This window comes from Pseudomonas anguilliseptica (assembly GCF_900105355.1).
Lineage (GTDB): Bacteria > Pseudomonadota > Gammaproteobacteria > Pseudomonadales > Pseudomonadaceae > Aquipseudomonas > Aquipseudomonas anguilliseptica.
Window position 1 is genome coordinate 4482768 of sequence record NZ_FNSC01000001.1, and the last position, 26029, is coordinate 4508796.

Genomic DNA, 26029 nt, shown 5'->3' on the forward strand with positions numbered 1-26029 from the left:
CAATGCCGGGCCAGTATACTGCGCGCTCTATCGTCATGAATTGAGCTCCCATATGGCCCGGCCAGCAGCCCCATTCTTCTTGAGTCCCAGTGATGCCGACATGCTGCAAGGCTGGTTACGCATGGGATCGCTGCCTCAGAGCATCGGCCAGCGGGCCAGAATTCTGTTGCTGCTGGCCAACGGTCTCACGCCCAAGGAGATCAGCGAGCAGCTGCAAGTCTCTGCGCCAGTGGTCTTCAAATGGCGTAAACGCTACCAGGAGACCGGTCTGGAGGGGCTGAGTGACCTGCGGCGCAGTGGAGCGCCTCGCAAGCTCAACGAAGCGAAGATCAAGGAAATCCTGACGCTGACGACCCAGCGAGTCCCGCGCGAAGCTACCCACTGGAGCCTACGGTTGATGGCCAAGTACGCTGGGGTCAGCATCTGGCAGGTCGCACAGGTGTGGGCTGCTGCCGACCTCAAGCCGCACCGGTTGAAAACCTTCAAGATCAGTAACGACCCGCACTTTGCAGACAAAGTGGTCGATGTCGTCGGGCTCTATTTGAATCCGCCCGACAACGCCCTGGTGCTATCTGTTGACGAAAAAACACAGATCCAGGCGCTGGACCGCACACAGCCCATGCTGCCGCTCAAGCCCGGGCAGATTGAGCGGCGGACGCATGACTATAAGCGCCACGGTACGGCCAGTCTGTACGCAGCCTTTGACATCCTGACGGGTAAGGTCATCGGCCGTATCACCCAGCGGCACAGGGCCAAGGAGTTTTTGGAGTTCCTTCGACAGATCGACCGCAGCACCCCCGTCGAGCTGGACCTGCATGTAATTCTGGACAACAGCTCGACTCACAAGACCGCTGCCGTCAGGGAATGGCTGGAGAAGCATCCCCGTTTCAAGCTGCACTTCACACCGACCAGCGCCTCGTGGCTGAACGCCGTGGAGGGCTGGTTTGCGCAACTGGAAAGACGGGCGCTTTATCGTGATGCCTTCAGCAGCGTGGCTGACCTGAGAGCGGCGATACGTCGCTTCATTGAGGCTCATAACGAACATTCGGCTAGGGAAACCCTGAAGAAGACTTCCTGAATTTGGCAAAATACCTGAACTCCACCCGCCGAGTTTTCCGATGAAGCAGATGACCTTCGCCGACGCCGAGTACGCCGGCAAGCGCAAGCAAACCCGCAAAGAGCTGTTCCTGATCGAGATGGATCAGGTTGTGCCGTGGAAGGGTTTGATTGCCTTGATCGAACCGCATTACCCCAAGGGTGAAGGCGGACGTCCAGCCTATCCGCTGATGGCGATGTTACGGGTTCATTTGATGCAGAACTGGTTCGGCTACAGCGACCCGGCGATGGAGGAGGCTCTGTACGAGACCACCATCCTGCGCCAGTTTGCGGGTCTGAGCCTGGAGCGCATTCCCGACGAAACCACCATCCTCAACTTCCGCCGATTGCTGGAGAAACACGAACTGGCTGCGGGCATCTTGGCCGTCATCAATGGCTATTTGGGTGACCGCGGTTTGTCATTGCGCCAAGGCACCATCGTCGATGCCACGCTGATCAATGCGCCGAGTTCGACCAAGAACAAGGACGGTAAGCGTGACCCGGAAATGCACCAGACCAAGAAGGGAAACCAGTATTACTTCGGCATGAAGGCGCACATCGGCGTCGATGACGAGTCGGGTTTAGTGCATAGCGTGATCGGCACGGCAGCCAATGTTGCAGACGTTACTCAGGTCGACAAGCTGCTACACGGCAAAGAAAACATGGTGGGTGCCGACGCGGGTTACACCGGCGTAGAGAAGCGGCCAGAACATGAAGGCCGTGAAGTGATCTGGCAGATCGCAGCCCGCCGCAGTACGTACAACACGTTGAGTAAGCGCAGCGCGCTGTACAAAGCCAAGCGCAAGATCGAGAAGGCCAAGGCGCAAGTTCGCGCCAAGGTCGAGCACCCGTTCCGGGTGATCAAGCGTCAGTTCGGTTATGTGAAGACGCGTTTCCGTGGCCTGGCCAAAAACACCGCACAACTGGTAACGCTGTTCGCCCTGTCGAACCTGTGGATGGCCCGTCGACATTTGCTGACGAATGCAGGAGAGGTGCGCCTGTAATGTGGGAAATGACCGCTGCGAGGTGCTCGCGGCGGCCAGAAACACCGAAATGAGCGGATGACTTGATCGTTTTTGATCAGTTTTCCGCTTTCAAAATCAGCGGAGGCTGAAGTTGACCGGAAATACAGGGCTACTTCAGACCATCCCTAAGCCGTTCCGCTGGAGCAAAACGGCTGAGTCGATTATCAGCTCCGTGCATCGAGCAAAGCTGGCTGTAATTCGGAATGAGTTATTGGATTAACCAGACAGGCCACTAGCGCCCGCTCTTATGCGGGCTAATAGAGCGGCGCAGGCTCAGAGTAATTCGCGCTAAACAGCAAACGTTTAGGGCGAAAAATTACTTGACCGTCCATGCAGATTTAACCCGCCTGACTTGTAAGTTCGACTAGTCTGAATGACACGCTGGCGTACTGCCATCTCACCCATTCAGCTGCCTGCTTACCATGGACGGTCTGTGATGAAAAACTGGAAGATCAGAACCCACCTATTCCTGCTTGCCGGCTGCCTACTTCTTGGCCTGCTGTGTGTTGGAGGTCTTGGCCTGTATGGTTTGCAGGCCACGGTAAAAGGCCTTCAAACGGTTTATCTGGACCGAGTGGTGCCGCTGCGCAACCTCAAACTGATTGCCGACCTGTACGCCGTTAATATCGTCGATGCCACGCACAAGGCGCGCAGTGGTGAGCTGGATGAAAAAACCGCTCAACAGCTGATCGAACAAGCCCAGGTACGTATCGAAGAAACTTGGAAGGCCTATCTGGCCACCGAACTGATCCGCGAGGAAAGCCAGCTGATGCAACAGGCACAGCAACCACTGAATGAGCTGCAAAGCCTGCTCAACCGTGGCGATAAAGCGGGCATCGACGCATTTGCAAGTCAGCGCCTCTATCCACTGATCGATCCGCTGTCGGAGAAGTTTGCCTAACTGATCGACGTGCAACTGCTTGAAGCCAAGCGTCAATACCAGCTGGGCGAAGCCGCCTATGCCAGCAACCTCAACCTGAGCATCAGTGTGCTGCTGATTGCTCTGCTGATTGGCCTGGCGCAGGTAATCTATTTTCTTCGTCTGATGACCCGGCAACTGGGCGCCGAGCCCGGTGAACTGGAAGAAATCAGTGCACGGATTGCCGAAGGCCGTCTGGGCGGCGGCAAAAGCCTGGGCAACCAGGTGCTGACCCGCGTGATGAAATCTGTGCAGAGCATGCGCCGTGGCCTACAGGACATGATCGGCAACATTGGCGAAGCCTCCGAGCAGATCGAATGCGCCACCCTGCAACTGGCCGCCTCCTCCGAACAGGTGCTGACCAGCGCCAACGTGCAGAGCGATACAGCGTCGGCCATGGCTCCCACCGTTGAGCAACTGGCGGTGAGCATCAACCACATTGCCGAAAACGCTCAGCAAACCTACGACATGGCCAAAAAAGCTGGCGACATGACCGATGAGGGCATTTCTGTGATGGCCCGAGCCACCACAGAAATGCACAAGATCGCCGAGCTGGTGGCCGAAAGTTCCCAGGATGTAGAAACCCTAGCCGCGCAATCACGCAATATCAGCGCGATTGTCGATGTGATTCGCGGTATTGCCGAACAAACCAACCTGCTCGCCCTCAACGCCGCCATTGAAGCAGCGCGCGCCGGCGAGCAAGGCCGCGGCTTTGCCGTGGTTGCCGATGAAGTACGCAGCCTCGCCGGGCGTACGGCCCACTCCACCACGGAAATCATCGCCCTGGTCAATGCCATTCACAGCGGCATGCACAAGGCAAAAAGCAGCATGGCCGCTGGCTGTGAACGGGTCAGCATCGGTACCCAGCTGGTCGATCAGGCGGGCAACTCGATGACGGGAATTCGCCAGGCCCTGAATGAATCACTCCAGGCCGTCAGCGTGATTTCGCTTTCGCTGCAAGAGCAGCGGGCTGCCAGCGAGCAGGTGGCCATGAGCGTGGAACTTGTCGCGCAGATCGTCGAAGAAAACTCCGCCGCACAGGGCGGCATCGTCCAAGCCATTCAGGCCCTGCAAGCCATGTCTGGACGCTTGCAGGGTGTAATGCGGCGTTTCAGTTTCTGAACCGTATCCCGTTCAGGCCACTCGGCAGCTAGCCGCGAGTGGCGCTGGCGGGCCTAATGGCGTACGGCTAAGGTCAATCTATGCGACTGACCTCGCGCTACGTTTATCCAGGCTGCCGTCCATGCCCGCCCACTCTCAATTAATTGATGAAATACGCGACATGCTGCTCGATTGCGGCCTGTTCGACAGCCTCACGCCCAACGAGCTGCTCAGCGCCGCCGGCTACTTCAACATCAGTAAATGTGCACCGGAGGCCAGCATCTGCCGCGAAGGCGACCCTGGCACCTTTATGTGCATCATCCACTCAGGTGCCGTGTCGGTGCGCAAGATCAACTCCAGCGGCGAAACCATCGAACTGGCCAAGTTGCGCAAGGGCCGTGCCTTTGGCGAGATGGCGGTGCTCGACGGCGAACGCCGCTCAGCCAGTTGTATCGCCGTAAGCGACTGCAGCCTGCGGATGCTGGCCAGGGACTCCCTGGACAAGATGCTCGGCGAAACTCCGAAAACTGCTGCCAAAGTCATCCGTGCTATTGCTATTGCCATGTCCCGACGTTTGCGCATGGCCGATGGGCAATTGGTCGAGCAACAGCTCTAGGCACCGAAAACTCAGTCGTCGGATTTTGGTAACGGCTGGGTATTGCGTTCGCGCTGCTCTTTCAGCAACGGCAACTCCTGGTCGCGGCGCGGCTGGCTGGACTCTGGCAACGGAGCCTGCTTGAGCAGCGGCGGGTTATTGCGGGTCGGCGCAGGCAGGTGCTGCGGTGCAACCGGCGCATAAGGTTGCGGCGTTGCGGTACCCGGAACACCCGTTGCAGGCCCCGTAGCGGGCATTTTGGGCGGTTGCTGAGCCTGCAGCGAAGTGCTGACAAGCGCGCTTAGAACAAACAACAGAGTAGTCAGGCGCATGCGGGTATCTCCCAAACAGTTAGTCACTTGGGCCTCAACCACGGCGTTAAGTGCGCACGGGCAGTTCTCACTGACCACCGGCAAGGCTAGACTGCAACCAAGGCCCACCGTAAGAGACTCCAGATGAGCAGCGACAGATCCCCCTCCGCCACCGGCAAGCTTGACCGCATTCTCGCCGAGGCCCAACGCTCGCGCGAAGAAGGCTACCGCGACAAGGCGCTGAAGATGTACCCACACGTCTGCGGCCGCTGCGCCCGCGAGTTTTCCGGCAAGCGCCTGAGCGAACTGACCGTGCACCACCGCGACCACAACCATGACAACAACCCGCAGGACGGCTCCAACTGGGAGTTGTTATGCCTGTACTGCCATGACAACGAACATGCGCGTTACACCGACCAGCAGTACTTTAGCGAAGGCTCGCTAAGCAGCCCAAAAACCTCTCAGGCAACCCACAATCCCTTCGCCGACCTGGCTGCAAGGCTTAAAAAACAGTAACGCAATGCTGTAGAAGCCCGCTGCTGACGATCTAAGAGTTAGTTATATCGTCAGCAGCTGTCTCCCAGAAAAATCAGGCTGCTGTCATACAGGTATACTCGCGTCTTTTTTGCCGCCCGCCCCCCTTGGTGCGGCTGAAAAATCCCCCCGAAAATTCTGTGCGAGTGCCACCGTGGCCAACAAGAGATACGCCTGCATCGGCCTGTTCAACCCAAAATCCCCGGAAAACGTCGGTTCAGTGATGCGCGCAGCCGGCTGCTATAGCGCCGCCTCGGTGTTCTACAGCGGTAAACGCTATGCCCGCGCCCGCGACTTTATTACCGACACCCAGCGTATCTATATGGATATTCCGCTGATCGGCGTGGAAGACCTGCAGCAGATCATCCCTATAGGCTGTACGCCGGTCGCCGTGGAGCTGGTCGAAGGCGCACGGCCGCTGCCGCAATACACCCACCCCGACCGCGCCATCTATATCTTCGGCCCCGAAGACGGCTCACTGAGCAAGGAAGTCCTCGACTGGTGTGAGGACGTAATTTATATCCCCACTCAAGGCTGCATGAACCTCGCTGCCACCGTCAATGTGGTGCTCTACGACCGCATGGCCAAAGGCATCAACACCAAGTCCGGGCCCGGGCTCAAGTAGTCAGCCCATCTCGACTTAACACGTCCGCACAGGCTGGACAGCCAAAGGCCAGCCTGGCGGCAGTTGATCAAAAGAACTGAGTAATGCTCAGCTTGGCATTGCGCCCCTGGCTGTAAACCCGATCACCACTGAATGCCGGCTGGTAGAAGCGGTTGAACAGGTTATCCACGACGAAATTCACCTCGGTATCCTTCAGCCCAGCGAGCTGCGGCTTCCAGTTGGCGAAGATGCGCTGAGTGTCGTAACTGGCATTGTCGAAGTGATCGTAATAGGTGTCCCCCACCGAGCTGCCCATGCCACCCGAATAGCGGTCACTGGGCAGGCGGTCGCTCTTGCGTACAAACTCACCCTGCCAGCCAATTCGTGTGTCGATTTCAGGGATTTTCACTCCCAGCGTCGCGACCCATTTGACCGGCTGAATGCCCCCAGCCCAAACATTCGGCCCCCAGGGGTTGGTATAGGCGCCCTCGTGTTCGCCGCTCATCCAGGAATACGACAGCGCTGCAAATACCCGCGTACTGTCGTAGAAGCTCTCGACTTCGACACCTTTGATCGTCAGATCACCGATATTGCGGTAGTTGCCCTGCGGCAGATAAGCCCCACAGCTTCCAGACAAGGAACCGTTGCTGATGGACTGCTCCTTACAGCCCACCCCGACGTTCTTGAAAATTTCATCCTTGATGCGGTTGCGAAACAAGGTGGTGCGAACCTGCAGGCTATCGCTCTGCACCAGCAGGTTGGACAGGCTCAGCACGCTGCCGGCGCGCAGGGCATGCATACGCTCCGGGTCCAGATCACGACTGGTGGCCGGACGGCTGCTGCTGTTCTGTACCTCGTACTGTTCATCAATCAGCGGGGCACGCCAGGTTTGCGTGTAATCGGCAAAGAAGCCAAGTTGCTCAGTCGCAGCCCAGAACAACGACAAGCGTGGCGACCAGCCCGAATAGCTCTGGCTGCTGTAGTCGTGACCGAGGGCCGCATTGTTGTAGATCGGCGCCAGGTTCGGCTCAGCTTCGTTACGCACACTGTCGAAGCGCATGGACGGCGTAACAGTCAGGCGGCCGTAACTGATAGCGTCCTGCACATAGAAACTGTGAGTCAGCTGCTCGCCGCTGGGCATAAAGGTCGGCTGAAACAAGCCATAGTTGTAGCGTGGCTTGTTGTAGGTGGAGGTATCGATATACATCAGCGTGTCGCGGTTGTGCTGACGCCATGCACCGCCCAGAGTCAGCGCATGGGACAGGCGGCCGGTGTCAAAACGGCTGGTATTGCGCAGTTCGATGACCCTGTCGCGGTAACCGGTGTCCATCTTGCGGCCACCGGTTGAGGGCTGCACGAAAGCCCCGGGCTCGCGCTCGTCCACCTGTTCAACATCGGACTGCGAGTAGCTGAGAGTCATATCCAGCAGCGGATTCTCCAGCGGCTGGTAGTGATATTTTGCAGACCAGGTCGTGTCGATGGTTTCCCGATGGGCCAGGAAACGCCGCAAAGCCGCCTCATAACCATATTGGTTGATATTACTCTGGGTGGGCGGTGTCGGGAAGCTGGCCGAGGAGAATGGCGTCCAGCGAGCACTTTTCGAACGCGCCCAGGATAGCCCGAATGCATGCTCATCGGTGGCATACAGATTGAGCTTGAACAAGCCGGCATCGAGATCCTGCGCCGAGTTTGGCAAGCGCTGCGGATTGACCGGATAGCGGTTATCGGGATCAGGAATGGTTCCTGCCAGCTTCATATCGCGCCCATCACGACTGGTCAGGTACACCAGGCCATCGGCTCGACCATCCGACGTCTGCCCATACACCGCGCCACTGTAGATTTTCTGTTGATCGTTGCTGTGGTAACCGTACTTGAGCATGGCGCCCAGGTTTCGTCCTTCTTTCAACAAATCCGGCGCATCCTTGGTTTCCATATGCACTGTGCCGCCAAAGCCGCCATTGCCGGTAAACACCGAATGCGGGCCCTTCTCCACCTCGATACGCTTGATCAGCTCCGGCTCGATAAACACCGTGCCCTGCTGATAACGCTCGAAGCCGCTCTTGGTAGCACCATCGAGGGTAAAGGGCACATCTTCGGCATCGCCCAGGCCCCAGATATTCATCGTTTGCCCACCAGGCTTGGCCGAGCCGCCCATGCTCACGCCTGGCAAGGTCTGCAGCAGGCTGGGGATATTATCGGCCTGCTGGCGCTCGATCTCCCTGTTGGTCAAAGTCGAACGGCCCACAGTGCTGGCATCGACGCTGGTTCCACTGCCGACAATAGTCTGGGCATCGAGCTGAATCGTATGTTGCTGACTGCTCTGCTGAGCACGTTTACGCACCACAAAACCTTCGCCCGCAGGCAGCAGCTCCAAGCCCGAATTGCCCAGCAGCTTCTCCAGCGCATCGCGCGCGCTGAAGCTCCCCAGCAGCGCAGGGGCCTGCAGGTCACGCAATTGCGCTTCATCAAAAAGGATCTGCAACTGGCTCTGTTGAGCCAGTGCGGTGATGGCGCTGGCCATCGGTTGCGCCGGCAGATTGAAACTGAACTCCTGAGCCAGAACACTGCCACTCAGCAGACAAGTAGCCATGGCGGTGCTGGCACAGAGCTGACGCAGGGCAAAACGGGTGGTGCGGGTTTTCATGCAAGTCTCCCAGATACTGCAAAACCGCCCTCGCATAAGGCGGACAACAGGAAGACGCAGCAGGCCGAGAAACCCACATATGCGAATGCAAAATATTTTCATTTGTAAAAATACAAAAGAGCCTGCCGGGCAGGCTCGCTTTTAGAGGGGATGAATCAGCACAACACCATCGCCGCGATGCTCAACCCGAACCGGCAAGAGTTGCGGCAACGCGGCAAGAAAGTCATCCGGCTTGGCGATATTCAGGCTGCCGGACAGGCGCCGCTTGCCAAGACTGGCCTGGGCCAGGTGCACCGGGGCTGCGCGGTAATGCGCCAACTCATCCAGCAGCTGCGCCAGAGGCCGATCACGAAACACCAGTTGACCACGTCGCCAGCTGGCAATCTCTTCGCTAACCAGACGCAGTTGCTGCAAGGTCTTGCTGCGGTAATCGAAGTCGACGCCCTCACCCGCGCTCAGCAGCGTTTGCTGCGCCTTATCGGCCTGCGGCTGCACCGCCACCTTGCCGCTTTCCACTGCCACCGCCAGGCGCTCGTCACTGCGACGCACGCTAAAGCGCGTACCGATCACCCGTACGCTGCTCTCGCCAGCCATCACCTCGAAGGGCCGCGAGGCATCAGCCGCCACAGCGAAAAAGGCCTCACCAGCCAGCAGTTCAACTTCGCGGTGATCCTCATAGATACGCACATACAGTCGGCTATCCACATTCAGATCGATACGTGTGCCATCCGCCAACTCGACCTGTCGTTGCTCACCAGGCGCACTGGACAGGCTCAATTCCTGCGTTGGCGGCGCGCTAAACCAGTTCTGCGGCGCAGCCAACACCGCACATACCAGCACCACCGAAGCCGCCAAGGCGCGCCCCGGAAGCCAACTGCGCTTCGGCCGTAAGGTCAGCACAGCTGCCGCCGGCAAAACGGGTCGCGGCAGCAGATCAAGATCAGCCCAAATCAGCTGCATATCGGCCAGTGCCCGCCCATGGGCCGGATCAGCCGCCAACCAGGTATCCAGCTGCGCCTGCTCAGCCCTCGATAACGGGCCGCGGCAACGCCGGCTAAACCAGATGGCCGCCTGTTCATCGATGGAAAGCGAACGCTCCCTGTGCATGCCTGGGCTCATAGCGGCTCCACCGCGGATTGGCCTTGCACACGCCGTTTGCAGTGCAGCAAGGCACTGGCAATGTGCTTTTCCACCATGCTCAGAGAAATTCCCATGCGCTCGGCCACCTCAACCTGGGACAGGCCATCGAATTTATGCAGCACGAAGGCCTCGCGCCGGCGCGGCGGCAGATCATCCAGGGCACTGGCCAGCAGATGCAAACGTTGATGCTGTTCGACTTTTTCCAAGGGGCCGGCGCCCTGCTCATCAACCATGGCGTCCAACCCATGCTGTGAATCGCCATCCCCACAGCGCTGAGGACGGGACTGCTGACGGCGCCAGTGATCACGCAGCAGATTGCGTGCAATCTGAAAGAGAAACGCGCGGGGATGTTGCACATCACCCCGCCCGTCCCGGCCAAGCCACTGAGTGAAGGCATCCTGAGCCAGATCAGCTGCATCGGCGGAGCTGTCCAGGCGCTTGCCGAGAAACTTCAGCAGTTCGCCATGCAGGGTGCGATAGACCAGGGAAATCGGGCCATGGAGTTGTTTATCCATAGCCATGGCGCCCGTACGCCGTATTGTTCGCTAACACCGCCACACCCTTGCACCGCATCAATCTAACAACGCAACAGGGTGCGTGGATCGACAAGCATTAAATGAGAATACTTATCATTAGATATTGATCGACACCTCAGGGTCAAGCTGGCAATGCCACGACTGAGCAAACTGCACCGCAGAAACAGCAACGCCACCCAGCGGCATAGCAATGGATGGCGTTGGAGCGTCGCACAATACGAGCCTTCAGAGCCCGGATTTAAGCCGACTAAAGGCGCGGGTCAAGGCGCGATTGAAGGCCTTGGCGTTGTCGTTCTTGGTGTACAACTGCGCACGTACATCGGCAGCTGGGTAGGTGCCGGGGTCAGCGAGAATCGCCGGATCGACCGTGGCATTCGCCGCCGGCACCGCGTTGGCGTAGTAGATGGTGTTGGTGATGGCGCCAATCACCTTGGGGGCCATCAGGTGGTCCATCAACGCCAGGCCCGCCTCAGGATGCGGCGCATCTTTGGGGATAACCATCGCATCAAACCAGATCAGCGTGCCTTCGCGCGGGATGCTGTAGTGCAGGCTGTAGGGCTTGCCCGCCTGCTCAGCCTGGCCGGCGGCCATCGACACGTTGCCATTCCACGACATCGCCAGGCAGGTATCGCCGTTGGCCAGGTCGGTGATATTGCGGTCGTTGTCGAAGTAGCGGATCGACGGTCGTACTTTGGCCAGATGCGCCTCGGCCAGTTTCAGGTCATCCAGGCTCTGCCGGTTGATATCCAGGCCCAGGTAACGGAATGCAGCGGCAAATACCTCATTGGGATCGTTGAGAAAACTCACCCCGCAGTCGGCAAACTTCGCCACGACGGCTGGGTCCATCAGCATGGCCCAGCTGTCGGTTGGCGCATCGGTCATGCGCTTGGCAATGGCCTGCTGTTGATAACCAAAACCCGTGGTGCCCCAGACATACAGGCCGGCATAGCGATTTCCCGGATCGAAAGTCGCCATATGCCCGGTGAACTCCGGATCAAGCCCGCTGAAATGCGGTAGCGCGGCCTTGTCCAGCGGTTGCAGCGCGCCACTCTGGATCGCCCGCTGCAGATGCTGACCGGCCGTCAGTACTAGGTCGTAACCGCTGCGCCCGGTAAGCAGTTTGGTTTCCACGGTTTCCAGCGAGTCGAAGTGATCGACCACCACCTTGATTCCGGTCTTCTCCTCAAAACTGCTCAGGGTGTCCGGTGCCAGGTACTCGCCCCAGATAAACAGATTGACCTGCTTCGGCGCCTCGGCCGCCAGCGCCTGAACGCTGGCGGCCAGGCTCATAGCAATGCCCAACAGACTGACAAGCAGTTTCATCGAAGCCTCCTAGGCGCGCTTGGGCGCGGCATATTGCGGCATGGTGATGCAGGCAACGTTACCGCCACCGAGCAGAATCTCCCGCGAGTTCTCGATACCGATAATCCGGTGCTTGGGGAACAGCTCGGCCAGAGTGGCCTGGGCAACACGGTCGCAGGGGTCGTTGAACAGCGGCACGACGATGGCCGAGTTGCCGGTGTAGTAGTTGATGTAGGAAGCGCAGATCTGCGTGCCGGCCTGGCGGGTGTGGGTCGAATCATCCTGATCCAGGCCTTCGGCCTCTTCAGCCGTCCACTCCAGTACGCGCGGTTGCGGCAGCTTGTGGATTTCCAGCGCGCGCCCCTGGGCATCGCGGGTACTGCGCAGAATGTCGTAGGCCTCCTGGTAGATCTCCCACTGCGGATCGTTGCGATCGTCCGTCCACTGCATCACCACCACACCGGGGCGGACAAAGCAGGCCAGGTCATCGATATGGCCGTCGGTTTCATCGAACTTGCAGCCGCGTGGCAACCAGATCACCTGCTCGGCGCCGAGATAGTCCTGCAGGCGGCGGGGCATTTCGTCCTTGCCTAGGTGAGCGTTGCGGTTACGGTTGAGCAGACACTGCTCGGTGGTCAACAAGGTACGTTGGCCATCAGTCTGGATACCGCCCATTTCCGCGATAAAGGGCGCGCGATAGCGATCATAACCTTCGATTTCCAGGATCTTCTGGGCGATCTGATCGTCCTTGTCCCAGGGGTAGTACAAGCCGCCATCGAGACCGCCGTAAGCGTTGAACTCGAAGTCCACACCGCGCACTTCACCACTGTCGTCATTCACCAGAAAGGCCGGGCCGCTGTCGCGGAACCAGGTGTCGTTGCAGGTCATTTCCACCACCCGCACATGGGCCGGCAGCTGACGCCTGGCGTTGGCGTACTGGCTGGCCGAAGCACACACGGTGACCGGCTCGCTGCTGGCAATGGCCGTGACGATATCGACCCAGACCTTCTGCGCCGGCTTGGCACCGTTGCGCCACACATCAGTGCGCTCCGGCCAGCCAAGCCAGCAACCGGCCTTGGGTTCGAATTCGCCGGGCAGACGAAAGCCATCGGCTTTGGGGAGGGAAGTCAGGGAACGCGCCATCGGATGCACCTCATGCCTGTGGGGAAGATGGCCACACAGTACGCGGCGCTCTGACCGAGGTTCCAACGACGATAATTACGGAATAACTGAATTCAATTCATCATTCAGCCAGGTGATCACTCAGCCAATCTAAGAAGTCCGCCACTGCCGACTTCTCCAGACGAATGCGTTCACAGACCAGCGCATACTGCCCAAGCGCTGCCACACTGGCGTTGAATGGACGCACCAGACGACCGCAGGCCAAGTCTTCGGCAGCGGTGAGGTTGTCGCCCATGGCCACGCCCTGCCCTTGCGCCGCCGCCTCCAGCGCCAGGCCGGCATGCCCCAGGTACAGATGACGCGCCGGCTGGATATCACTGGCATGGGTGGTCAGCCAGGCGGTCCAGGTCTTGCCGTCCTGATCATCGTGCAGCAGGCCGTGGCGGGCCAGATCACGCGGATGTTTAAGGCCGCCCTGGTTGAACAGACTGGGGCTGCACACCGGAAAGAACTGCAGGGTCGGCAGCGGCCGCACGAAGTAGGCACTGGCATCCTCAGGCCCGGTGCCATAGGTGATCGCCAGATCGATATCCGGGCTCGGCAAACTGGCTTCCAGCGGCTGTTCGTGAAGATGCAGGGTGATCTGCGGGTAACGGTCGCTGAAATCAGCCAGGCGGCTGACCAGCCACTTCTGCGCCAGCTCGGGCGTTACCGCGATACGCAACACCGCCTGCGAGCCAGGGTCACGCAACTCGTCGCAGGCCTCACCAATCAGCTCAAACGCCTGCTGCAAACGCTGCAACAAACGCCGCGCGGCAGGCGTCGGCACGACCTGACGACCCTCACGGGCAAACAGCGCAGTGCCGAGTTGCTCTTCCAGCTGACGGATCTGATGGCTGACCGCGCTGTCGGTGACACACAACTCGGCCGCTGCCCGGCCGAAGTGGGCATGCCGAGCGGCGCACTCGAAGGTACGCAAGGCAGTGAGAGACGGTAGACGGCGCATGCGGCGCTCCTCGCTGGCAACTGCGCCGCATGCTTACTCAGGCGGGTAACTAGCGCAACAGCTTGTTGTCCAGCACCTCGGAGGCAGCGCCCATGACGTTTTCGCTGATTTCGATAAAGTCCTTGGTGCTGGCTTTGTCCAGGCGCATCAGGCCGCGGGTCACGTCATCCAGCGAACGCGGCTGGGTGGTGCCTTTGGTGGCCTGGCGGATTTCCCGATCCAGCTCCTGCAGCAGCAACACCGCGCGGGCCGTGACCGGGCCGCTGGAGTCGTCGGTGCGCAGGCTTTTGACCGGTTTACTCCAGCGGATCAGTTGCTCGCGGATCTTCTGGTAACGCTCCTCGCTGAGGCCCCCGGCGCGACGCATCAGCTCGATGGCGTAGTACTCGGCCAGGCCTTCGGTGATCCAGTCACTGCGATCACGCACCTTGATCCGGCTGAACACATGCACCAGTTCGTGCACCAGGGAACTGGTGCCGTTCTCGCTGACCAGCGGGCGGGCGCTGTGCATGTAGTAGGAATTGGTGGCCGACAGACCACCGCGCCACATCGGGTCGCCGGCGCCGACGATCAGCAGTTTGGCCGGGTCGCGCGGAAACACGTCCTGAGCATGCGGCCAGATAAAGGTCAGCAGGGTCATCACATCCATGCGGCGCATGCCCTCGCCCACTGGCGCGGCGATAGCCACATCGGTTTCACCCAGTTTGGCGCGGCGCGTACCGATCTTGCCGGCCACCAGCCAGCCAGTCGGGCGGTCGAACTTGCGCTGTGGGTTGTCGATGCGGAATTTGTTCTTGCCGACACGCGGCCAGCCGGTTTCAACACTTTTCCAGCCCTTAGGCAGGTCGAACTGCAGACGTGATACCAGCACGGTGTGATCTTCCTGGCGCAGCTTGACCGCCGGCACCAGATCGTCACCACGCAGCAGCGCCCAATCCTTGGTGATCAACGCATCAAAGCGCCCAGCACTGCGCTCATTATTGATACGCACGCGGTAAGTCAGGGTGGATTGGCCTTTGCTCGGCTGCCAGGTGCCCAACTCAGGGCTGTTCTGCGTCCACTGGCCGTCAGCCTTGAAGTCGCTGTAAACGCCCTGGTCGCCCAGATTGAAAGCCAGGCTGATGACCCGCGCGCCGTCTTCCAGGGTCAGGCTGACTTCGGCCTGCTCGGTCTCAGGCAGAAAACGCACGCGGTAATCCAGGTCGACCTTCTTCGCCCACAGCGGGGTACTCAGGCTCAGCAGTACAACGGACAGCAACAGACGACGCAGCAACATGGCAAAGCTCCACAGTGCAATTGGATGGTTCAGGCGAGTTTAGGCTGGCATTTGCAGGCGAGGTTCAGAGGATGCTTACAAGCGTAGCGAGCGACGGCCAAGCAAGGCGAAAGAAGCCGAAAAAGCGGAGTGTACGAGTTGTACATGAGCATTACTCGTTTCACTCGCCCTGCGGGTCGCGCTAAAGCGCGTTAGCCGCAAGCGGCTTGTTGAGGCTGATTTCAACGCAGAATGGCCGAGCGCAGTAGTTTGTAAACCTCCTCTCAGCCGGCGCGGAAGATCATATGGTCCTCCCACTCATCCTCGACCACGCTGTTTTCACTGAGCATGCGCCCTGCCTGGGAAATCCGTTGTTTGTGCACCTGCTCCGGGTCGCCGCACACCAGGTGGTGCCATAGCAACAAATCCTTGCCTTCGCTGACCAGGCGATAGGCGCAGGTCGGCGGCAGCCACTGGAACTGGTCGGCCTGGGCCGGGGTGAGCTGGATGCAGTCGGGCACAAATTTGCGTCGGTTGCTGTAGTCGGTGCAGCGGCAGGTCTGCAGGTCCGCGTGTAATACACGCTGCCATCGTCCTCATCCTCGAGCTTTTGCAGGCAACACAGGCCGCAGCCATCGCACAGCGACTCCCACTCGTCCTGATCCAGCTGTTCGAGAGTTTTGCGTTTCCAGAAGGGTTCGACTTTGGCGGCCATGGCGAGGGTACGGTGAGGAGCGAAAAGGCCGGCAGTCTAGCGGCTGGGGCTTTAACGGCCAAGGGCGGCGAGCTGAATGGTCAATTAATAACCACGGACAAAGTCCACCTGCCCGCGTAGTGCTGAACCTACCTGCCAGCGCGCCAGGTTATCGACAAACAACTTCACCAATAGATGAGGATCAGTCGGCGCAGCACTGTGCCCAGTCAGCAGCAGACGCGGCGCATCCCAGAATGGATGACCAGCAGGCAGTGGCTCTTCACGGCAGACATCGATCACCGCACCCGCCAGTTGCCCTTGCTGCAAGGCGCTGACCAGTGCCTGATCGACCACTGCAACACCGCGCCCGGCATTGATAAACAGCGCGCTGGGCTTGCAGGCGGCGAACAGCGCCGCGTCATAGATATCGCGGGTAGCCGGAGTATCCGGCAGCAGGTTGATCAGGTAATCGGCCTCACCCACCAGGCTCGGTAGTTCGTCGAGCCCTGCCACCTGACGGAACGGCGGCAGATTGCGCGAGCTGCTGGCAATGCCCAGCAACTGCATGCCGAACGGCACGAGAAACTGCGCCACGCTCAGACCAATATCACCGGTGCCGACGACCAGCACCTTACGCCCGGCCAGGCTGCGCGGTAGGCGATTGTCCCAGTGCTGCTCGACCTGGGCGGCCAAACGCGCCAGCAACTGACGCTCGTGGGCCAGCAGGTGGCACAGCACATACTCAGCCATCACCTGACCGAAGATGCCCACGGCGCGGCTCAGGCGGTAATCGGTTGGCAAATCAGCGGCCAACAAGGGCGTGATGCCTGCCCAGGTCGATTGCAGCCATTGCGGCCGAGCGCCTTGGCGCAGCAAGGCAGCCAACAGGTCAGGCTGACCCAGCCACACAGGACAGGTTGATGCCTGAAGCTGCAAATCGCCCAGCTGGTCGCTGCCGAACACTTCCAACCCAGGCGCCTGCTCACGCAACAGCGCGGCATAGCGGCGATGCTCGCCCTCAGCGATCAGTATGCACAACGGGGTTTCAGCTGGAGGGGTCATCAGACCGGATCGTTACGGCGCAGCAGTTCATCGGGCAGGTGCTCGATGTACTCATCTTCCGGTGGCGGCATTTGCAGGTGGTAACCCTGCTCGTCGAGGTTGGCCAGCACCTTGTGGATGTCCTCGCGGGCCAGTTGGCGCTCGGGGGTGAGGATCAATTCGAAGGCCAGAGCCGGGGGGCCGAAGGCGCTCAACAGCGCTTCTGGCACACGCTTGAGGCCATCGCTGCGCAGTACGTAGAGGTACATCTCGTTCTTGCGCGGGCTTTTGTAGATTGAGCAGATACGTTTCACGCGGACTCTCCGGTTGCAGCCAGGCAATTCAACAGCGCCTGGCCCATCAATTCACGCCGCCAGCCGCGCAGCGACTCCGGCAGCTGGTACGGCCCATTGGGATAGCCGGTTTTCAGCAGGGCTTCGAGGGTTTTCTTGCGCAGCATCAGCTCAGGGGCGATGTTCAGGCGTTCACCCTCTCGCAGGCCAATGGCACGCAGATTTTTCAGCAGTGACCCTACTTCCAGCGGCAAAGGCTCCGGCAGCGCTTCAGGCCAATGCTCAGGCGGAGTGGCAGCCGCCTGCTTGATCAGTTGCAGAATAAATTCGCCGTCCTGACGCACGGTTTTCGGGTGCATATCCTCGATCCGCGCCAGCGCCACCAGGTTATCCGGCTGGGTGCGCGCCAGTGGCCACAACGAATGCTCGCGGATAATCCGGTTGCGTGGCTGATTGCGTTTACGCGCCTGCTCTTCACGCCAGGTGCACAGCGTTTTCAACACCGCCAGCTGTTGCCGGGAGAGTTTCCAGGCCAGCTTGGCTTCGCGGTAGGCCAGTTCGGGATCGACTTCGCGTTTGAGATTGCCGACCAGCTCGGCGCCGTCTTCCAGCACCCAGGCGTACTTCTCGGCTGACAGCTGCGCCTTGAGCTGCGCATACACCTCAGCCAGGTGCAGCACGTCTTCGGCGGCATAGCTGACCTGAGTGGCCGACAACGGTCGCTGCAGCCAGTCGGAGCGGGTCTCGCCCTTGGGCAGTTCGATATTCAGCACCGCCTGCACCAGGCGCGAGTAACCCATGGAGAAACCCAGGTTGAGATAACCGGCGGCCAGTTGGGTGTCGAACAGCGGCGTAGGCAGGCTGCCGGTCAGGCGCAGAAAGACTTCCAGGTCCTCGCTGCAGGCGTGCAGCACCTTGACCACTGCAGGGTCTTGCAGCAGCCCGGCAAAGGGCGTCCAGTCGCTGATCAGCAGCGGATCGATCAGGTACGCTCGCTCGCCCTCGCTGACCTGCAGCAGGCCGGCAATCGGATAAAAGGTGTCGACCCGCATAAACTCGGTATCCACCGCGACAAACGTCAAGCTGCGCCAGGTTGCACAATGCTGCGCCAGGCTGGCGTCATCACCAATCCACTGAATATCAATCGCCACGCGGCTCTCCCATCAAGAATGCCGCGCAGTATATATCGCCACACCCAATAGCCGGGCATTGACAATGCTCGACGGGCTGCAGACGCGCTATTCTGCGCCCGCTTGCATCCAGAACCACCTTCAGCACAGGGAATAACAACAATGAAGAAACTGCTTGGCCTGCTTGTGGCCTTGATTGCTGCGGCGGCGATCTACCTCGCCATCACGCCCAGCCCGATTGATCCACTGGCCTGGGAAGCCCCGGCCATCCCGCCGATGACCGGCGTACTGGAACCCAACGATACCTTGATGAAGGCCGAACTGCTCGGCCGTGGCCAGGTGCATGGCCCGGAAGACACGGCGGTGGATGCCCAGGGGCAGGTGTACAGCGGCCTGCATGACGGCCGCATCGTGCGCATCAAGGCTGATGGCAGTGTAGAAACCTTCGTCGACACCCAGGGCCGCCCGCTGGGCATGGACTTTGACGCCGCCGGCAACCTGATCGTCGCCGACGCCTACAAGGGCTTGCTCAGCATCGATGCCCAGGGCCAGATCAAGGTACTGACCACTGAAGCCGAAGGCGTGCCGTTCAAGTTCACCGACGATCTGGATATCGCCCGCGACGGCACCATCTACTTCAGCGATGCCAGCCAGCGCTTCGAACAACCTGACTACCTGCTCGACCTGCTCGAAGCTCGCCCCTGGGGCCGCCTGCTCAGCTACAACCCGACCAACGGCGAAACCAAGGTGCTGCTCAAGGACCTGTACTTCGCCAACGGTGTGGCGCTGTCGGCCAATGAGGACTTCGTGCTGGTCAACGAAACCTACCGTTACCGCATCACCCGTTACTGGCTGAGCGGCGACAAGGCAGGCACCCACGACATCTTTATCGACAACCTACCGGGCCTGCCGGACAACCTGCAGGGCGACCGCAACGGGACCTTCTGGGTGGCTCTGCCAACCCCGCGCAAGGCCGACGCCGACATGCTGCACCGCTCGCCCTGGGCGAAATCACAGCTGGCCAAACTGCCCCGCGCCTTCTGGCCCAAGGCCGTGCCTTACGGCTTTGCCATCGCCCTCAATGAACAAGGCGAAATCACCCAGAGCCTGCACGACACCAGCGGCACCCACCTGCGCATGATCACTTCAGTCAAGCCGGTGGGCGACTACCTATACTTCGGCAGCCTGGATAATGATCGGATTGGAAAGCTAAAGATTCGCTAAGCCAACCATACAAAAAAGCCCGCGCAGCTGCTTAGCTGCGCGGGCTTTTTAATGTTCGGGATTTGCCTATTTGATCTTTTCGGCGATCCAGATGGTATGCCGGGTGCCCTTGTTGCCATGGGCGTAGACCTGTACTTCTTCTACCTTAAAGCCGGCCTTGCGCACCTTGTCGCTGAATACCCGGTCAGCGCTGGCCGACCACACCGCCAGTACCCCCTTGTTGCGCAATGCCTGGTAACAGCGTTGCAGGCCCTGGGCGGAATACAGCCAGCTGTTGCGTTTCTGGGTCAGGCCTTCGGGGCCGTTGTCGACATCCAGCATGATCGCGTCATAACGCTGCTCGGCGTTTTTCAGGCAGTTGGCCACGTCGTCCTGAATCACGCGGGTACGCGGATCAAGGATGGGGTAACCGGCCTTGGCCCCCAGCGGGCCACGGTTCCACTCCACCACCCCTGGCACCAGCTCGGCGACTTCCACTTCGGCAGTCTTGCCCAGATTCTGCAAGGCGGCAGCAAGGGTAAAGCCCATGCCCAGGCCGCCAATCAGCACCCGTGAGTCGGGGCGACCCGCAACCTTCTTGCAGGGAATCGCCGCCAGCGCATCTTCGGAGCCGTGCATGCGCGTATTCATCAACTGACCGCCATCGCCACCGGCGATCTTGATGACGAAGTCCTCGCCGTACTCGAACAGGCACAAAGCGCCCGAGCCATCGGGAATCGGGGCGGTATCGAGCAGTACAAAACGCTTCATGGCGTGCGCAACCTGGGTCAGCTAAAACGGGGATGCAGCATGCCCATAAACCGACAAAGATGCAGCGCCCAGCGGGCAGAAATCTTCCAGAACCAGGCTGCGACAGCTCAATAGCAGGGTTTATGATGCCGGCTGCCCTAGAATCTGTTCAGTATCTCGCGAGCTAGAGTCATGCAAGGCAAAAACAGGCGAGGAAGCGGAGTGTACTTTTGTACATGAGCATTCCGAGCATGTTTTTAACGCAGCAGGGCCGACGCGCAGCAGATCGTGAGCAGATTCTTATTTACCCACAGGATGACTGTATGCCCCTCGCCCAACTGATCACTGCTGCGCAACTGCAGCAGCGCCTTGTCGAACCCGACCTGCTGATTCTCGATTGCCGCTTTGCCCTCGACGATCTGACCTACGGGCAGCGCAGCTACGCCGACGGGCATATCCCCGGGGCGCAGTTTGCCGATCTGGAGCGCGACCTGTCCGGGCCGATCCACAAAGGCGTCACCGGCCGTCATCCCCTGCCAGAGCCCGCACAACTGCTAAATCGCCTGCGTGAGTGGGGCCTGCACACTCACAGTGACGTGGTGCTGTACGACGACGGCCCCGGCGCCTTTGCCGCTCGTGCCTGGTGGCTGCTGGCCTGGCTGGGTAAAAGTGCAGGCGTGTACCTGCTTGATGGCGGCCTCAAGGCCTGGCGCGAAGCCGGCGGAGCCTTGACCCAGGACCTGCCCACGCCCACACCCGGCATTTTCAGCGGCAACGCCGACGCCAGCCTGCTGGTCAGCGCCGCGCAGCTGCAAGAGCGCCTCGGTGATAGCCAACTAACCCTGCTGGATGCCCGCGGCTTGCCGCGTTTCAGGGGCGAAGTCGAACCCATCGATCCAGTCGCCGGGCATATCCCAGGCGCGCAGTGTGCGGCGTTCACCGACAACCTCGACAGCGACGGCCACTTTCTCAGCCCAGAGCAGCTGCGCCAGCGCTTTGCCGCGCAACTCGGTGAGCGCCCAGCTACGGGCCTGGCGGCCTATTGCGGCTCAGGCGTAACGGCCTGTCATAACCTATTTGCCCTGTGCCTGGCTGGCTATCCGCTGGCACCACTGTATGCCGGCTCCTGGAGCGAATGGATCACTGACCCAGCTCGCCCAGTGGCCACGGGGGACTGATTTGTGCGTGGACAGGCTGGCCATGCGGATATTGCCCTCCAGCCTTGGTTAAGTACCAACTGGAATATAGGCAATAACCGAAAGCCGAAAACAATTTAAAAACAGCCTTTTACAGTAGAAAGGTCGCACTACACTTCAACATGAGCGGCTAACCCCGCTCCCGGTGGGGCCTTTATCAGAATAAGTCGAAGCTGCCAGCGCCCCGGCCCCATCGGTCACCTTTCGCCGAGGGCTATATGGGAATTGCCGCCTGCGAGTTAAGCCAGTACGTCATCCGCCCTACCCTGCTCTACCTTGGGCGTCACTCCAACGCCGCCGAAGCCCTGTTGCTGGGCGCAGCGGCCAGCCAATCCGGGCTCGGCTCGGCTCTCGATGACAAACACGGCCACGGCCTCTACCGCATCGCCGCACTGCGCCACCAGCAGCTCTGGGATCAGCACCTGGCGTTGGATCCAGACCTCGCCAGCCAGGTACGCGGCCTCGCCAGCCAGCATGCCTTCCTTGCCGCGCCGCACCTGGAACTGACCGTCAACCTGCGCTACGCCACGGCGATTGCCTGGATGCTGATTGAAACCGAACACCGCGAACTACCGGCCGCCGATGATTTGCTAGGCATGGCGCAAGTCTGGCGCCGGGTATTCAAACCGCACGGGCGCACCAAAGATTTTCTCGCCGCCTGGCAACGCTGCATCGGCAGCCTCAGCCAGGTGGCCTGACACGAGCGAACGACCCGCATTGTCCGACAAGATCAATGCTACTAGCAGAAAATAGCACCACGTTAAAGGCATAAACCGCTCTATCTCCGGAACTTCGCGGGCTTGGCAGGGGTCAGGAAAAGTTGCTAGTTTCCGCCCCCCGTAAACCTAGGAGTCCTCCGTGACTAGAAGAGTCGTCAAGACCTGCCTGTCCCTTGCCCTTGCTTCTGCCGCCAGCCATGGCTTTGCCATCAACGAACAAAGCGTCAGCAACATGGGCACTGCCTTTGCCGGCCGTTCCTCATCGGCCGATGACGCCAGCACTGTATTCGGCAACCCCGCTGGCATGTCTCGCCTGAAACGTGAACAGGTCAGCGGCGGCATTGCCCTGATCCACGCCAAAACCGATATCGACAACGCCAGCGGTTCTGCCAGCGGCAGCAATGACGGCGACATGGTGCCGTTTATCGGCGCGCCTATGGGCTATTACGTCAAACCGCTGGACGACAACTGGAGCTTCGGCCTGGGCCTGTACGTACCGTTTGGCCTGGTGACCGACTATGAGCGCAGCTTCCAGGGCCGCTATCACGGCGACCGCAGCGAAGTACGGGTGATTACTCTGCAGCCGACTCTGAGCTATCGCTTCAACGAGCAGCTGTCGATCGGCTTCGGCCCAACCATCAACCGTATCGACGCGAGCTGACGTCAGCCATCAACAACCCGATTCCCGGTGCGGGTGACGGCAAGGTCGAAATCAAGGGCGATGACACGGCACTGGGCTACAACGTCGGCGTGCTATTTGAAATCACCCCGCAGACGCGCTTCGGCCTGACCTACCATTCCAAGGTGGACTACCGCCTGAAGGGTGACACCACAGTGTCCGGCCCTGGCTTCGTCATTGGCTCTTCCGCCGGCACCTATGATGCCTCGCTGGAGCTGACCACCCCGGAATCGGTGGATTTTTCCGTCACCCACGAGCTGGATGCCGACTGGACCCTCTACGCTGGCAGCACCTGGACGCGCTGGAGCCGTCTGCAAGAAATCCGCGCAGACAACAAAGGCGTGGGTGGTTTGTTGGCAGGTAACCTCAGCAGCATCAGCGAACTGCAGAATTGGCATGACACCTGGGCTCACGCTGTGGGCGCCGCCTACAAGCTGAACTCGCAGTGGACCCTGCGCGCCGGCCTGGCCGTCGACCAGTCGCCAACCAACAATATCGACCGCTCGCCGCGCATCCCCACCGGCGACCGCACAATCTTCAGCCTGGGCACAGCCTGGAGCCCGAATGAGGATGTGACCATCGATCTGACCTACTCCTACCTGATGGAAGACGACGCCCACATCGAGCGGGACGACTACAGCGCCACCTATAAAAACACCGCTCACGGCCTGGGCGCACAAGTGACGTACCGCTTCTAAATCAACCAGCGGTTTGGGTTACACTCGCGCGGCGCTCACAAAAACAATAATGCCGCCTGAGACAGCCCTGATGACTGCACTCTGCACTGCCTTGCCCGAACAGCTCAGCCTGTTGCTGGTGGATGACCACCGGATCTTTCTCGATGGCCTCAGCCTGGCCCTCGCCCCGCTCTGCGCCGACCTGCAGATTCACACCGCCGAATCCGCTGCTGCGGCCGAAGCCTGCCTGCAACACGCCACCTTCGACCTGATTCTGCTCGACCTACGCCTGCCCGATATGCCGGGTCTGGAGTTGCTGCAACGCTGGCAACAGCAAGGCCGCATGACCCCGGTGGCAATCCTGAGCGCCAGTGACTCCAATCTGGACGCCCAGGCCGCACTGACAGCCGGTGCGCTGGGCTTTATTCCGAAAAGCGCCAATAGCGATGAACTGCGCCAGGCAGTAACCCGCGTACTGCTGGGTGAAACCCTGCCCGTGCCGCAGGCGGGCGACAAACCACAGCTCACACCCCGGCAGATGGAAATCCTCCAGCTGCTCGCCGAAGGCTTGCCGAACAAGTCCATCAGCCGTCAGCTGGGCGTTTCCGAGGACACGGTGAAAACCCATCTGAAATCACTGTTTCAGGAGTTTTCCGTACATACCCGCACGGCCTGCGTCAGTGCGGCGCGGCAACGGGGCTGGCTCTGAGCTCTGCCGGTAACAGCACCGCCAAGGCCTGACGCAAACGGGCCGGCAACAGCGGTTTACCGAGCAAGGTGACATGGGCGCGAGTGCAGCGCTCCTGCAGGTCGGCGCTGACGTCCGCGGTAATCAGTAAGGCTGGCAGCATGCGTCCGGCCTCTTCACGCAAGCGTTCGATAACACGCAAACCGTCCTCGGTGGCTGCCAGGCGATAGTCGCTGATCAGCACCTGCGGCTGCGCCTCGGGCAGACACTGCAAAGCCTCGGCTGGATCGGCGCAGGCCCAGACTGCGCACCCCCAACGCTGCAGCAAACCGGACAGCGCCTCCCGACCAGCAGCATCGTCTTCCAGCAATAGCACCCGTCCATTCAATGCCGCGGCAACGGCTGCGGGAGCTTGCCACTCACCGGCTTCAGCCTGCGGCAGTTGCAGGATAAAGCGTGCGCCCGCGCCTGGGCTGGAGTCGAGCCGCAGCGGATGCCCGAGCAGCTGCGCCAATTGCTGAACGATGGCCAGGCCCAGGCCCAGACCACGCTCGGCATTGCGTCCAGGGTTGTCCAGCTGGCGAAATTCTTCGAATACCTGACTCTGCTCTGCTTCACTCAAGCCCTGTCCATCGTCACCGACCTCCAGCTGCACCACGCCCTGCTCCACGCGGGCATGCAGCCAGACTTGCCGCGCCTGGGCGTGACGCAACGCGTTGCTCAGCAGGTTGCGCAGCACACGCTCCAACAGCAGCGGGTCACTGCGTACCCAGAGTTCCGCGCATTGCAGTTGCAACTCGACACCCTGGGCGTCGGCCTCGGTGCGGCTTTCACCGCTCAGGCGCGCCAGCAAGGGGCGCAAGGCAAATACCTGCGGCTTGGCCTGCACCCCACCGGGCAGAGTCAGGCGGGTGTAATCGAACAGCGACTGCAGCAGCCGGCTGAGCTGCTCCACGGCAATCGCCAGACGACTGCTGATGCGGTGCACGCCGGGGTCCTGGTTCTGCTCCAGCAGGTGCTGGGCATACAGGCCCATGGCGTTGAGCGGTTGGCGCAGATCATGGCTGGCGGCTGCCAGCAGGCGCAGCTTGCGCGCATCGTCGGCTTCGGCGCGCTGCCGCGCCAGATCGAGCAAACGCAGGTTGAGCCAGGCGCCGCGCTGGCCATGCTCCTGCAGGTAGGCACCGACACTGCCGATCAGGTTGGCACAGAACAGAAACAAGCCCTGATAACCCAGCGCCACACTGCCGCCGGTGGCGAAAAACCCCAGCCAGAGGAACAGTCCGCACACGCCCCAGGACGCCAGGCTGACGGCTCGAAACGATACCCCGAGCAGCACGTAACCAAACAGCAGCACCAGAAACAGCCCGTCATAGGGCATGGCCACGCCCAGACTCCAGCACAGATGAATGATCACGGCGACGCAAACGCCGTTAAGGGCGTAAGCAGCCACATAGACCAGTAGCGCGCGGCGCGGCGGACTCTGGGGCCGGCGGCAATAGAAGAAGGACAGCAGCGCACCGACTATGCCCAATAGTCGCACTGGCAAGGTCACAAGGCTGGCATTGAGGGGCAGCAACAACAGATCGAGGGCGGCGTAGACCAGCTGAAAGATCACTGCCGTGCTGATGATCAGCAGCAGACGGCGACGGATACGCTGTACCCGGTGTTCGACAAACTCGTCTTCCAGCACACCGGTAAAACACAGTCGGCGATAACCGCGGCGCTGCTGGGCCAATAGCAGCGCTTCCTGACGTTCCAGGCTCACGG

The 26029-nt window shown here is 60.4% G+C and carries 25 protein-coding genes and 2 pseudogenes; 13 read left to right on the forward strand and 14 right to left on the reverse strand.

The window, feature by feature from the left end; all coding sequences use genetic code 11:
* Nucleotides 1–52: 52 nt before the first annotated feature.
* From BLW24_RS21820 to BLW24_RS21835, 6 genes are all read left to right on the forward strand, one after another.
* Nucleotides 53–1078 (forward strand): IS630 family transposase, encoded by a 1026-nt coding sequence (locus tag BLW24_RS21820; RefSeq protein WP_420875010.1) that lies wholly within the window; start codon nucleotides 53–55, stop codon nucleotides 1076–1078.
* A 40-nt stretch (nucleotides 1079–1118) separates the two neighbouring features.
* Entirely contained in the window at nucleotides 1119–2099 is a 981-nt protein-coding gene (locus BLW24_RS21825; protein WP_090375421.1) for an IS5 family transposase, read from the forward strand.
* A 112-nt stretch (nucleotides 2100–2211) separates the two neighbouring features.
* Nucleotides 2212–2340 carry a hypothetical protein gene (locus tag BLW24_RS26895; protein WP_276326451.1) on the forward strand — a complete coding sequence of 43 codons (129 nt, stop codon included), beginning with the start codon at nucleotides 2212–2214 and terminating at the stop codon, nucleotides 2338–2340.
* A gap of 216 nt (nucleotides 2341–2556) precedes the next feature.
* Complete coding sequence (locus tag BLW24_RS26705; RefSeq protein ID WP_244161230.1) at nucleotides 2557–3021, forward strand: Tar ligand binding domain-containing protein; 465 nt, start codon at nucleotides 2557–2559, stop codon at nucleotides 3019–3021.
* 552 nt (nucleotides 3022–3573) lie between these two features.
* A complete protein-coding gene (locus BLW24_RS27300; protein WP_420875045.1) occupies nucleotides 3574–4161 on the forward strand; it encodes a methyl-accepting chemotaxis protein in 588 nt (195 codons plus the stop codon).
* Between the two features lie 121 nt (nucleotides 4162–4282).
* Entirely contained in the window at nucleotides 4283–4756 is a 474-nt protein-coding gene (locus BLW24_RS21835) for a cyclic nucleotide-binding domain-containing protein (RefSeq protein WP_090386881.1), read from the forward strand.
* An 11-nt stretch (nucleotides 4757–4767) separates the two neighbouring features.
* On the opposite strand, the gene BLW24_RS21840 is transcribed toward BLW24_RS21835, so the two are convergent.
* Nucleotides 4768–5067 carry a hypothetical protein gene (locus BLW24_RS21840; RefSeq protein ID WP_090386884.1) on the reverse strand — a complete coding sequence of 100 codons (300 nt, stop codon included), beginning with the start codon at nucleotides 5065–5067 and terminating at the stop codon, nucleotides 4768–4770.
* Nucleotides 5068–5190: 123 nt separating this feature from the next.
* On the opposite strand from BLW24_RS21840, the gene BLW24_RS21845 reads away from it, so the two are divergent.
* On the forward strand, nucleotides 5191–5562 hold the full coding sequence (locus BLW24_RS21845) for a YajD family HNH nuclease (RefSeq protein ID WP_090386886.1): 372 nt from the start codon (nucleotides 5191–5193) through the stop codon (nucleotides 5560–5562).
* A 172-nt stretch (nucleotides 5563–5734) separates the two neighbouring features.
* The gene (locus tag BLW24_RS21850; protein ID WP_090253162.1) at nucleotides 5735–6205 is read left to right on the forward strand and encodes an RNA methyltransferase; all 471 of its coding nucleotides are present in this window, start codon (nucleotides 5735–5737) and stop codon (nucleotides 6203–6205) included.
* Nucleotides 6206–6272: 67 nt separating this feature from the next.
* Here the strand turns inward: BLW24_RS21850 and BLW24_RS21855 are convergent, their stop codons facing one another.
* The 11 genes and pseudogenes from BLW24_RS21855 to rnd form a co-directional block, all read right to left on the reverse strand.
* On the reverse strand, nucleotides 6273–8828 hold the full coding sequence (locus BLW24_RS21855) for a TonB-dependent receptor (RefSeq protein ID WP_420875011.1): 2556 nt from the start codon (nucleotides 8826–8828) through the stop codon (nucleotides 6273–6275).
* A gap of 141 nt (nucleotides 8829–8969) precedes the next feature.
* On the reverse strand, nucleotides 8970–9947 hold the full coding sequence (locus BLW24_RS21860) for a FecR family protein (protein WP_090386888.1): 978 nt from the start codon (nucleotides 9945–9947) through the stop codon (nucleotides 8970–8972).
* On the reverse strand, nucleotides 9944–10483 hold the full coding sequence (locus BLW24_RS21865) for a sigma-70 family RNA polymerase sigma factor (RefSeq protein ID WP_090387837.1): 540 nt from the start codon (nucleotides 10481–10483) through the stop codon (nucleotides 9944–9946). The genes BLW24_RS21860 and BLW24_RS21865 overlap by 4 nt, the downstream gene beginning before the upstream one ends.
* A 246-nt stretch (nucleotides 10484–10729) precedes the next feature.
* Nucleotides 10730–11794 carry an extracellular solute-binding protein gene (locus tag BLW24_RS21870; RefSeq protein WP_244161290.1) on the reverse strand — a complete coding sequence of 355 codons (1065 nt, stop codon included), beginning with the start codon at nucleotides 11792–11794 and terminating at the stop codon, nucleotides 10730–10732.
* A gap of 42 nt (nucleotides 11795–11836) precedes the next feature.
* Nucleotides 11837–12949 carry an agmatine deiminase gene (gene aguA / locus BLW24_RS21875; RefSeq protein ID WP_090386892.1) on the reverse strand — a complete coding sequence of 371 codons (1113 nt, stop codon included), beginning with the start codon at nucleotides 12947–12949 and terminating at the stop codon, nucleotides 11837–11839.
* A gap of 100 nt (nucleotides 12950–13049) precedes the next feature.
* Complete coding sequence (locus BLW24_RS21880; protein WP_090386895.1) at nucleotides 13050–13934, reverse strand: LysR substrate-binding domain-containing protein; 885 nt, start codon at nucleotides 13932–13934, stop codon at nucleotides 13050–13052.
* Nucleotides 13935–13983: 49 nt separating this feature from the next.
* Nucleotides 13984–15210 (reverse strand): hypothetical protein, encoded by a 1227-nt coding sequence (locus BLW24_RS21885; RefSeq protein ID WP_090386897.1) that lies wholly within the window; start codon nucleotides 15208–15210, stop codon nucleotides 13984–13986.
* Nucleotides 15211–15473: 263 nt separating this feature from the next.
* Nucleotides 15474–15904: pseudogene (locus BLW24_RS21890) on the reverse strand (YcgN family cysteine cluster protein).
* 84 nt (nucleotides 15905–15988) lie between these two features.
* A complete protein-coding gene (locus BLW24_RS21895; RefSeq protein WP_090387838.1) occupies nucleotides 15989–16921 on the reverse strand; it encodes a D-2-hydroxyacid dehydrogenase in 933 nt (310 codons plus the stop codon).
* Between the two features lie 23 nt (nucleotides 16922–16944).
* On the reverse strand, nucleotides 16945–17238 hold the full coding sequence (locus tag BLW24_RS21900; protein WP_090386900.1) for a YcgL domain-containing protein: 294 nt from the start codon (nucleotides 17236–17238) through the stop codon (nucleotides 16945–16947).
* Nucleotides 17235–18368 carry a ribonuclease D gene (rnd, locus tag BLW24_RS21905; RefSeq protein WP_090386902.1) on the reverse strand — a complete coding sequence of 378 codons (1134 nt, stop codon included), beginning with the start codon at nucleotides 18366–18368 and terminating at the stop codon, nucleotides 17235–17237. Before rnd ends, BLW24_RS21900 begins: the two co-directional genes overlap by 4 nt.
* Before the next feature lie 141 nt (nucleotides 18369–18509).
* Between rnd and BLW24_RS21910 the strand changes: the two genes are divergently transcribed.
* Nucleotides 18510–19571, forward strand: coding sequence for an SMP-30/gluconolactonase/LRE family protein (locus BLW24_RS21910; protein WP_090386904.1), 1062 nt, complete (start codon nucleotides 18510–18512; stop codon nucleotides 19569–19571).
* A gap of 66 nt (nucleotides 19572–19637) precedes the next feature.
* Here the strand turns inward: BLW24_RS21910 and BLW24_RS21915 are convergent, their stop codons facing one another.
* Complete coding sequence (locus BLW24_RS21915; protein ID WP_090386906.1) at nucleotides 19638–20321, reverse strand: spermidine synthase; 684 nt, start codon at nucleotides 20319–20321, stop codon at nucleotides 19638–19640.
* Nucleotides 20322–20623: 302 nt separating this feature from the next.
* Here BLW24_RS21915 and BLW24_RS21920 point away from each other — a divergent pair, with 302 nt between their 5' ends.
* The 4 genes and pseudogenes from BLW24_RS21920 to BLW24_RS21935 all read left to right on the forward strand — a co-directional run bounded on the left by BLW24_RS21920 (nucleotide 20624) and on the right by BLW24_RS21935 (nucleotide 24280).
* Nucleotides 20624–21478, forward strand: coding sequence for a sulfurtransferase (locus tag BLW24_RS21920; protein ID WP_090387839.1), 855 nt, complete (start codon nucleotides 20624–20626; stop codon nucleotides 21476–21478).
* A gap of 236 nt (nucleotides 21479–21714) precedes the next feature.
* Complete coding sequence (locus BLW24_RS21925; protein ID WP_090386908.1) at nucleotides 21715–22194, forward strand: hypothetical protein; 480 nt, start codon at nucleotides 21715–21717, stop codon at nucleotides 22192–22194.
* 160 nt (nucleotides 22195–22354) lie between these two features.
* Nucleotides 22355–23592 (forward strand): annotated as a pseudogene (locus BLW24_RS21930) (OmpP1/FadL family transporter).
* Between the two features lie 70 nt (nucleotides 23593–23662).
* Complete coding sequence (locus BLW24_RS21935; protein WP_090386910.1) at nucleotides 23663–24280, forward strand: response regulator; 618 nt, start codon at nucleotides 23663–23665, stop codon at nucleotides 24278–24280.
* Here the strand turns inward: BLW24_RS21935 and BLW24_RS21940 are convergent.
* Nucleotides 24249–26027: a hybrid sensor histidine kinase/response regulator gene (locus tag BLW24_RS21940; protein ID WP_244161232.1), complete on the reverse strand. Its 1779-nt coding sequence runs from the start codon at nucleotides 26025–26027 to the stop codon at nucleotides 24249–24251. The genes BLW24_RS21935 and BLW24_RS21940 overlap by 32 nt on opposite strands.
* Nucleotides 26028–26029: the final 2 nt, after the last annotated feature.

Coding starts and splice junctions, on each gene's coding strand:
- BLW24_RS21820 (WP_420875010.1), top strand. CDS start 53: ATGGCCCGGCCAGCAGCCCCATTCTTCTTGAGTCCCAGTGATGCCGAC.
- BLW24_RS21825 (WP_090375421.1), top strand. CDS start 1,119: ATGAAGCAGATGACCTTCGCCGACGCCGAGTACGCCGGCAAGCGCAAG.
- BLW24_RS26705 (WP_244161230.1), top strand. CDS start 2,557: ATGAAAAACTGGAAGATCAGAACCCACCTATTCCTGCTTGCCGGCTGC.
- BLW24_RS27300 (WP_420875045.1), top strand. CDS start 3,574: ATGCACAAGATCGCCGAGCTGGTGGCCGAAAGTTCCCAGGATGTAGAA.
- BLW24_RS21835 (WP_090386881.1), top strand. CDS start 4,283: ATGCCCGCCCACTCTCAATTAATTGATGAAATACGCGACATGCTGCTC.
- BLW24_RS21840 (WP_090386884.1), bottom strand. CDS start 5,067: ATGCGCCTGACTACTCTGTTGTTTGTTCTAAGCGCGCTTGTCAGCACT.
- BLW24_RS21845 (WP_090386886.1), top strand. CDS start 5,191: ATGAGCAGCGACAGATCCCCCTCCGCCACCGGCAAGCTTGACCGCATT.
- BLW24_RS21855 (WP_420875011.1), bottom strand. CDS start 8,828: ATGAAAACCCGCACCACCCGTTTTGCCCTGCGTCAGCTCTGTGCCAGC.
- BLW24_RS21860 (WP_090386888.1), bottom strand. CDS start 9,947: ATGAGCCCAGGCATGCACAGGGAGCGTTCGCTTTCCATCGATGAACAG.
- BLW24_RS21865 (WP_090387837.1), bottom strand. CDS start 10,483: ATGGATAAACAACTCCATGGCCCGATTTCCCTGGTCTATCGCACCCTG.
- BLW24_RS21870 (WP_244161290.1), bottom strand. CDS start 11,794: ATGAGCCTGGCCGCCAGCGTTCAGGCGCTGGCGGCCGAGGCGCCGAAG.
- aguA (WP_090386892.1), bottom strand. CDS start 12,949: ATGGCGCGTTCCCTGACTTCCCTCCCCAAAGCCGATGGCTTTCGTCTG.
- BLW24_RS21880 (WP_090386895.1), bottom strand. CDS start 13,934: ATGCGCCGTCTACCGTCTCTCACTGCCTTGCGTACCTTCGAGTGCGCC.
- BLW24_RS21885 (WP_090386897.1), bottom strand. CDS start 15,210: ATGTTGCTGCGTCGTCTGTTGCTGTCCGTTGTACTGCTGAGCCTGAGT.
- BLW24_RS21910 (WP_090386904.1), top strand. CDS start 18,510: ATGAAGAAACTGCTTGGCCTGCTTGTGGCCTTGATTGCTGCGGCGGCG.
- BLW24_RS21915 (WP_090386906.1), bottom strand. CDS start 20,321: ATGAAGCGTTTTGTACTGCTCGATACCGCCCCGATTCCCGATGGCTCG.
- BLW24_RS21920 (WP_090387839.1), top strand. CDS start 20,624: ATGCCCCTCGCCCAACTGATCACTGCTGCGCAACTGCAGCAGCGCCTT.
- BLW24_RS21925 (WP_090386908.1), top strand. CDS start 21,715: ATGGGAATTGCCGCCTGCGAGTTAAGCCAGTACGTCATCCGCCCTACC.
- BLW24_RS21935 (WP_090386910.1), top strand. CDS start 23,663: ATGACTGCACTCTGCACTGCCTTGCCCGAACAGCTCAGCCTGTTGCTG.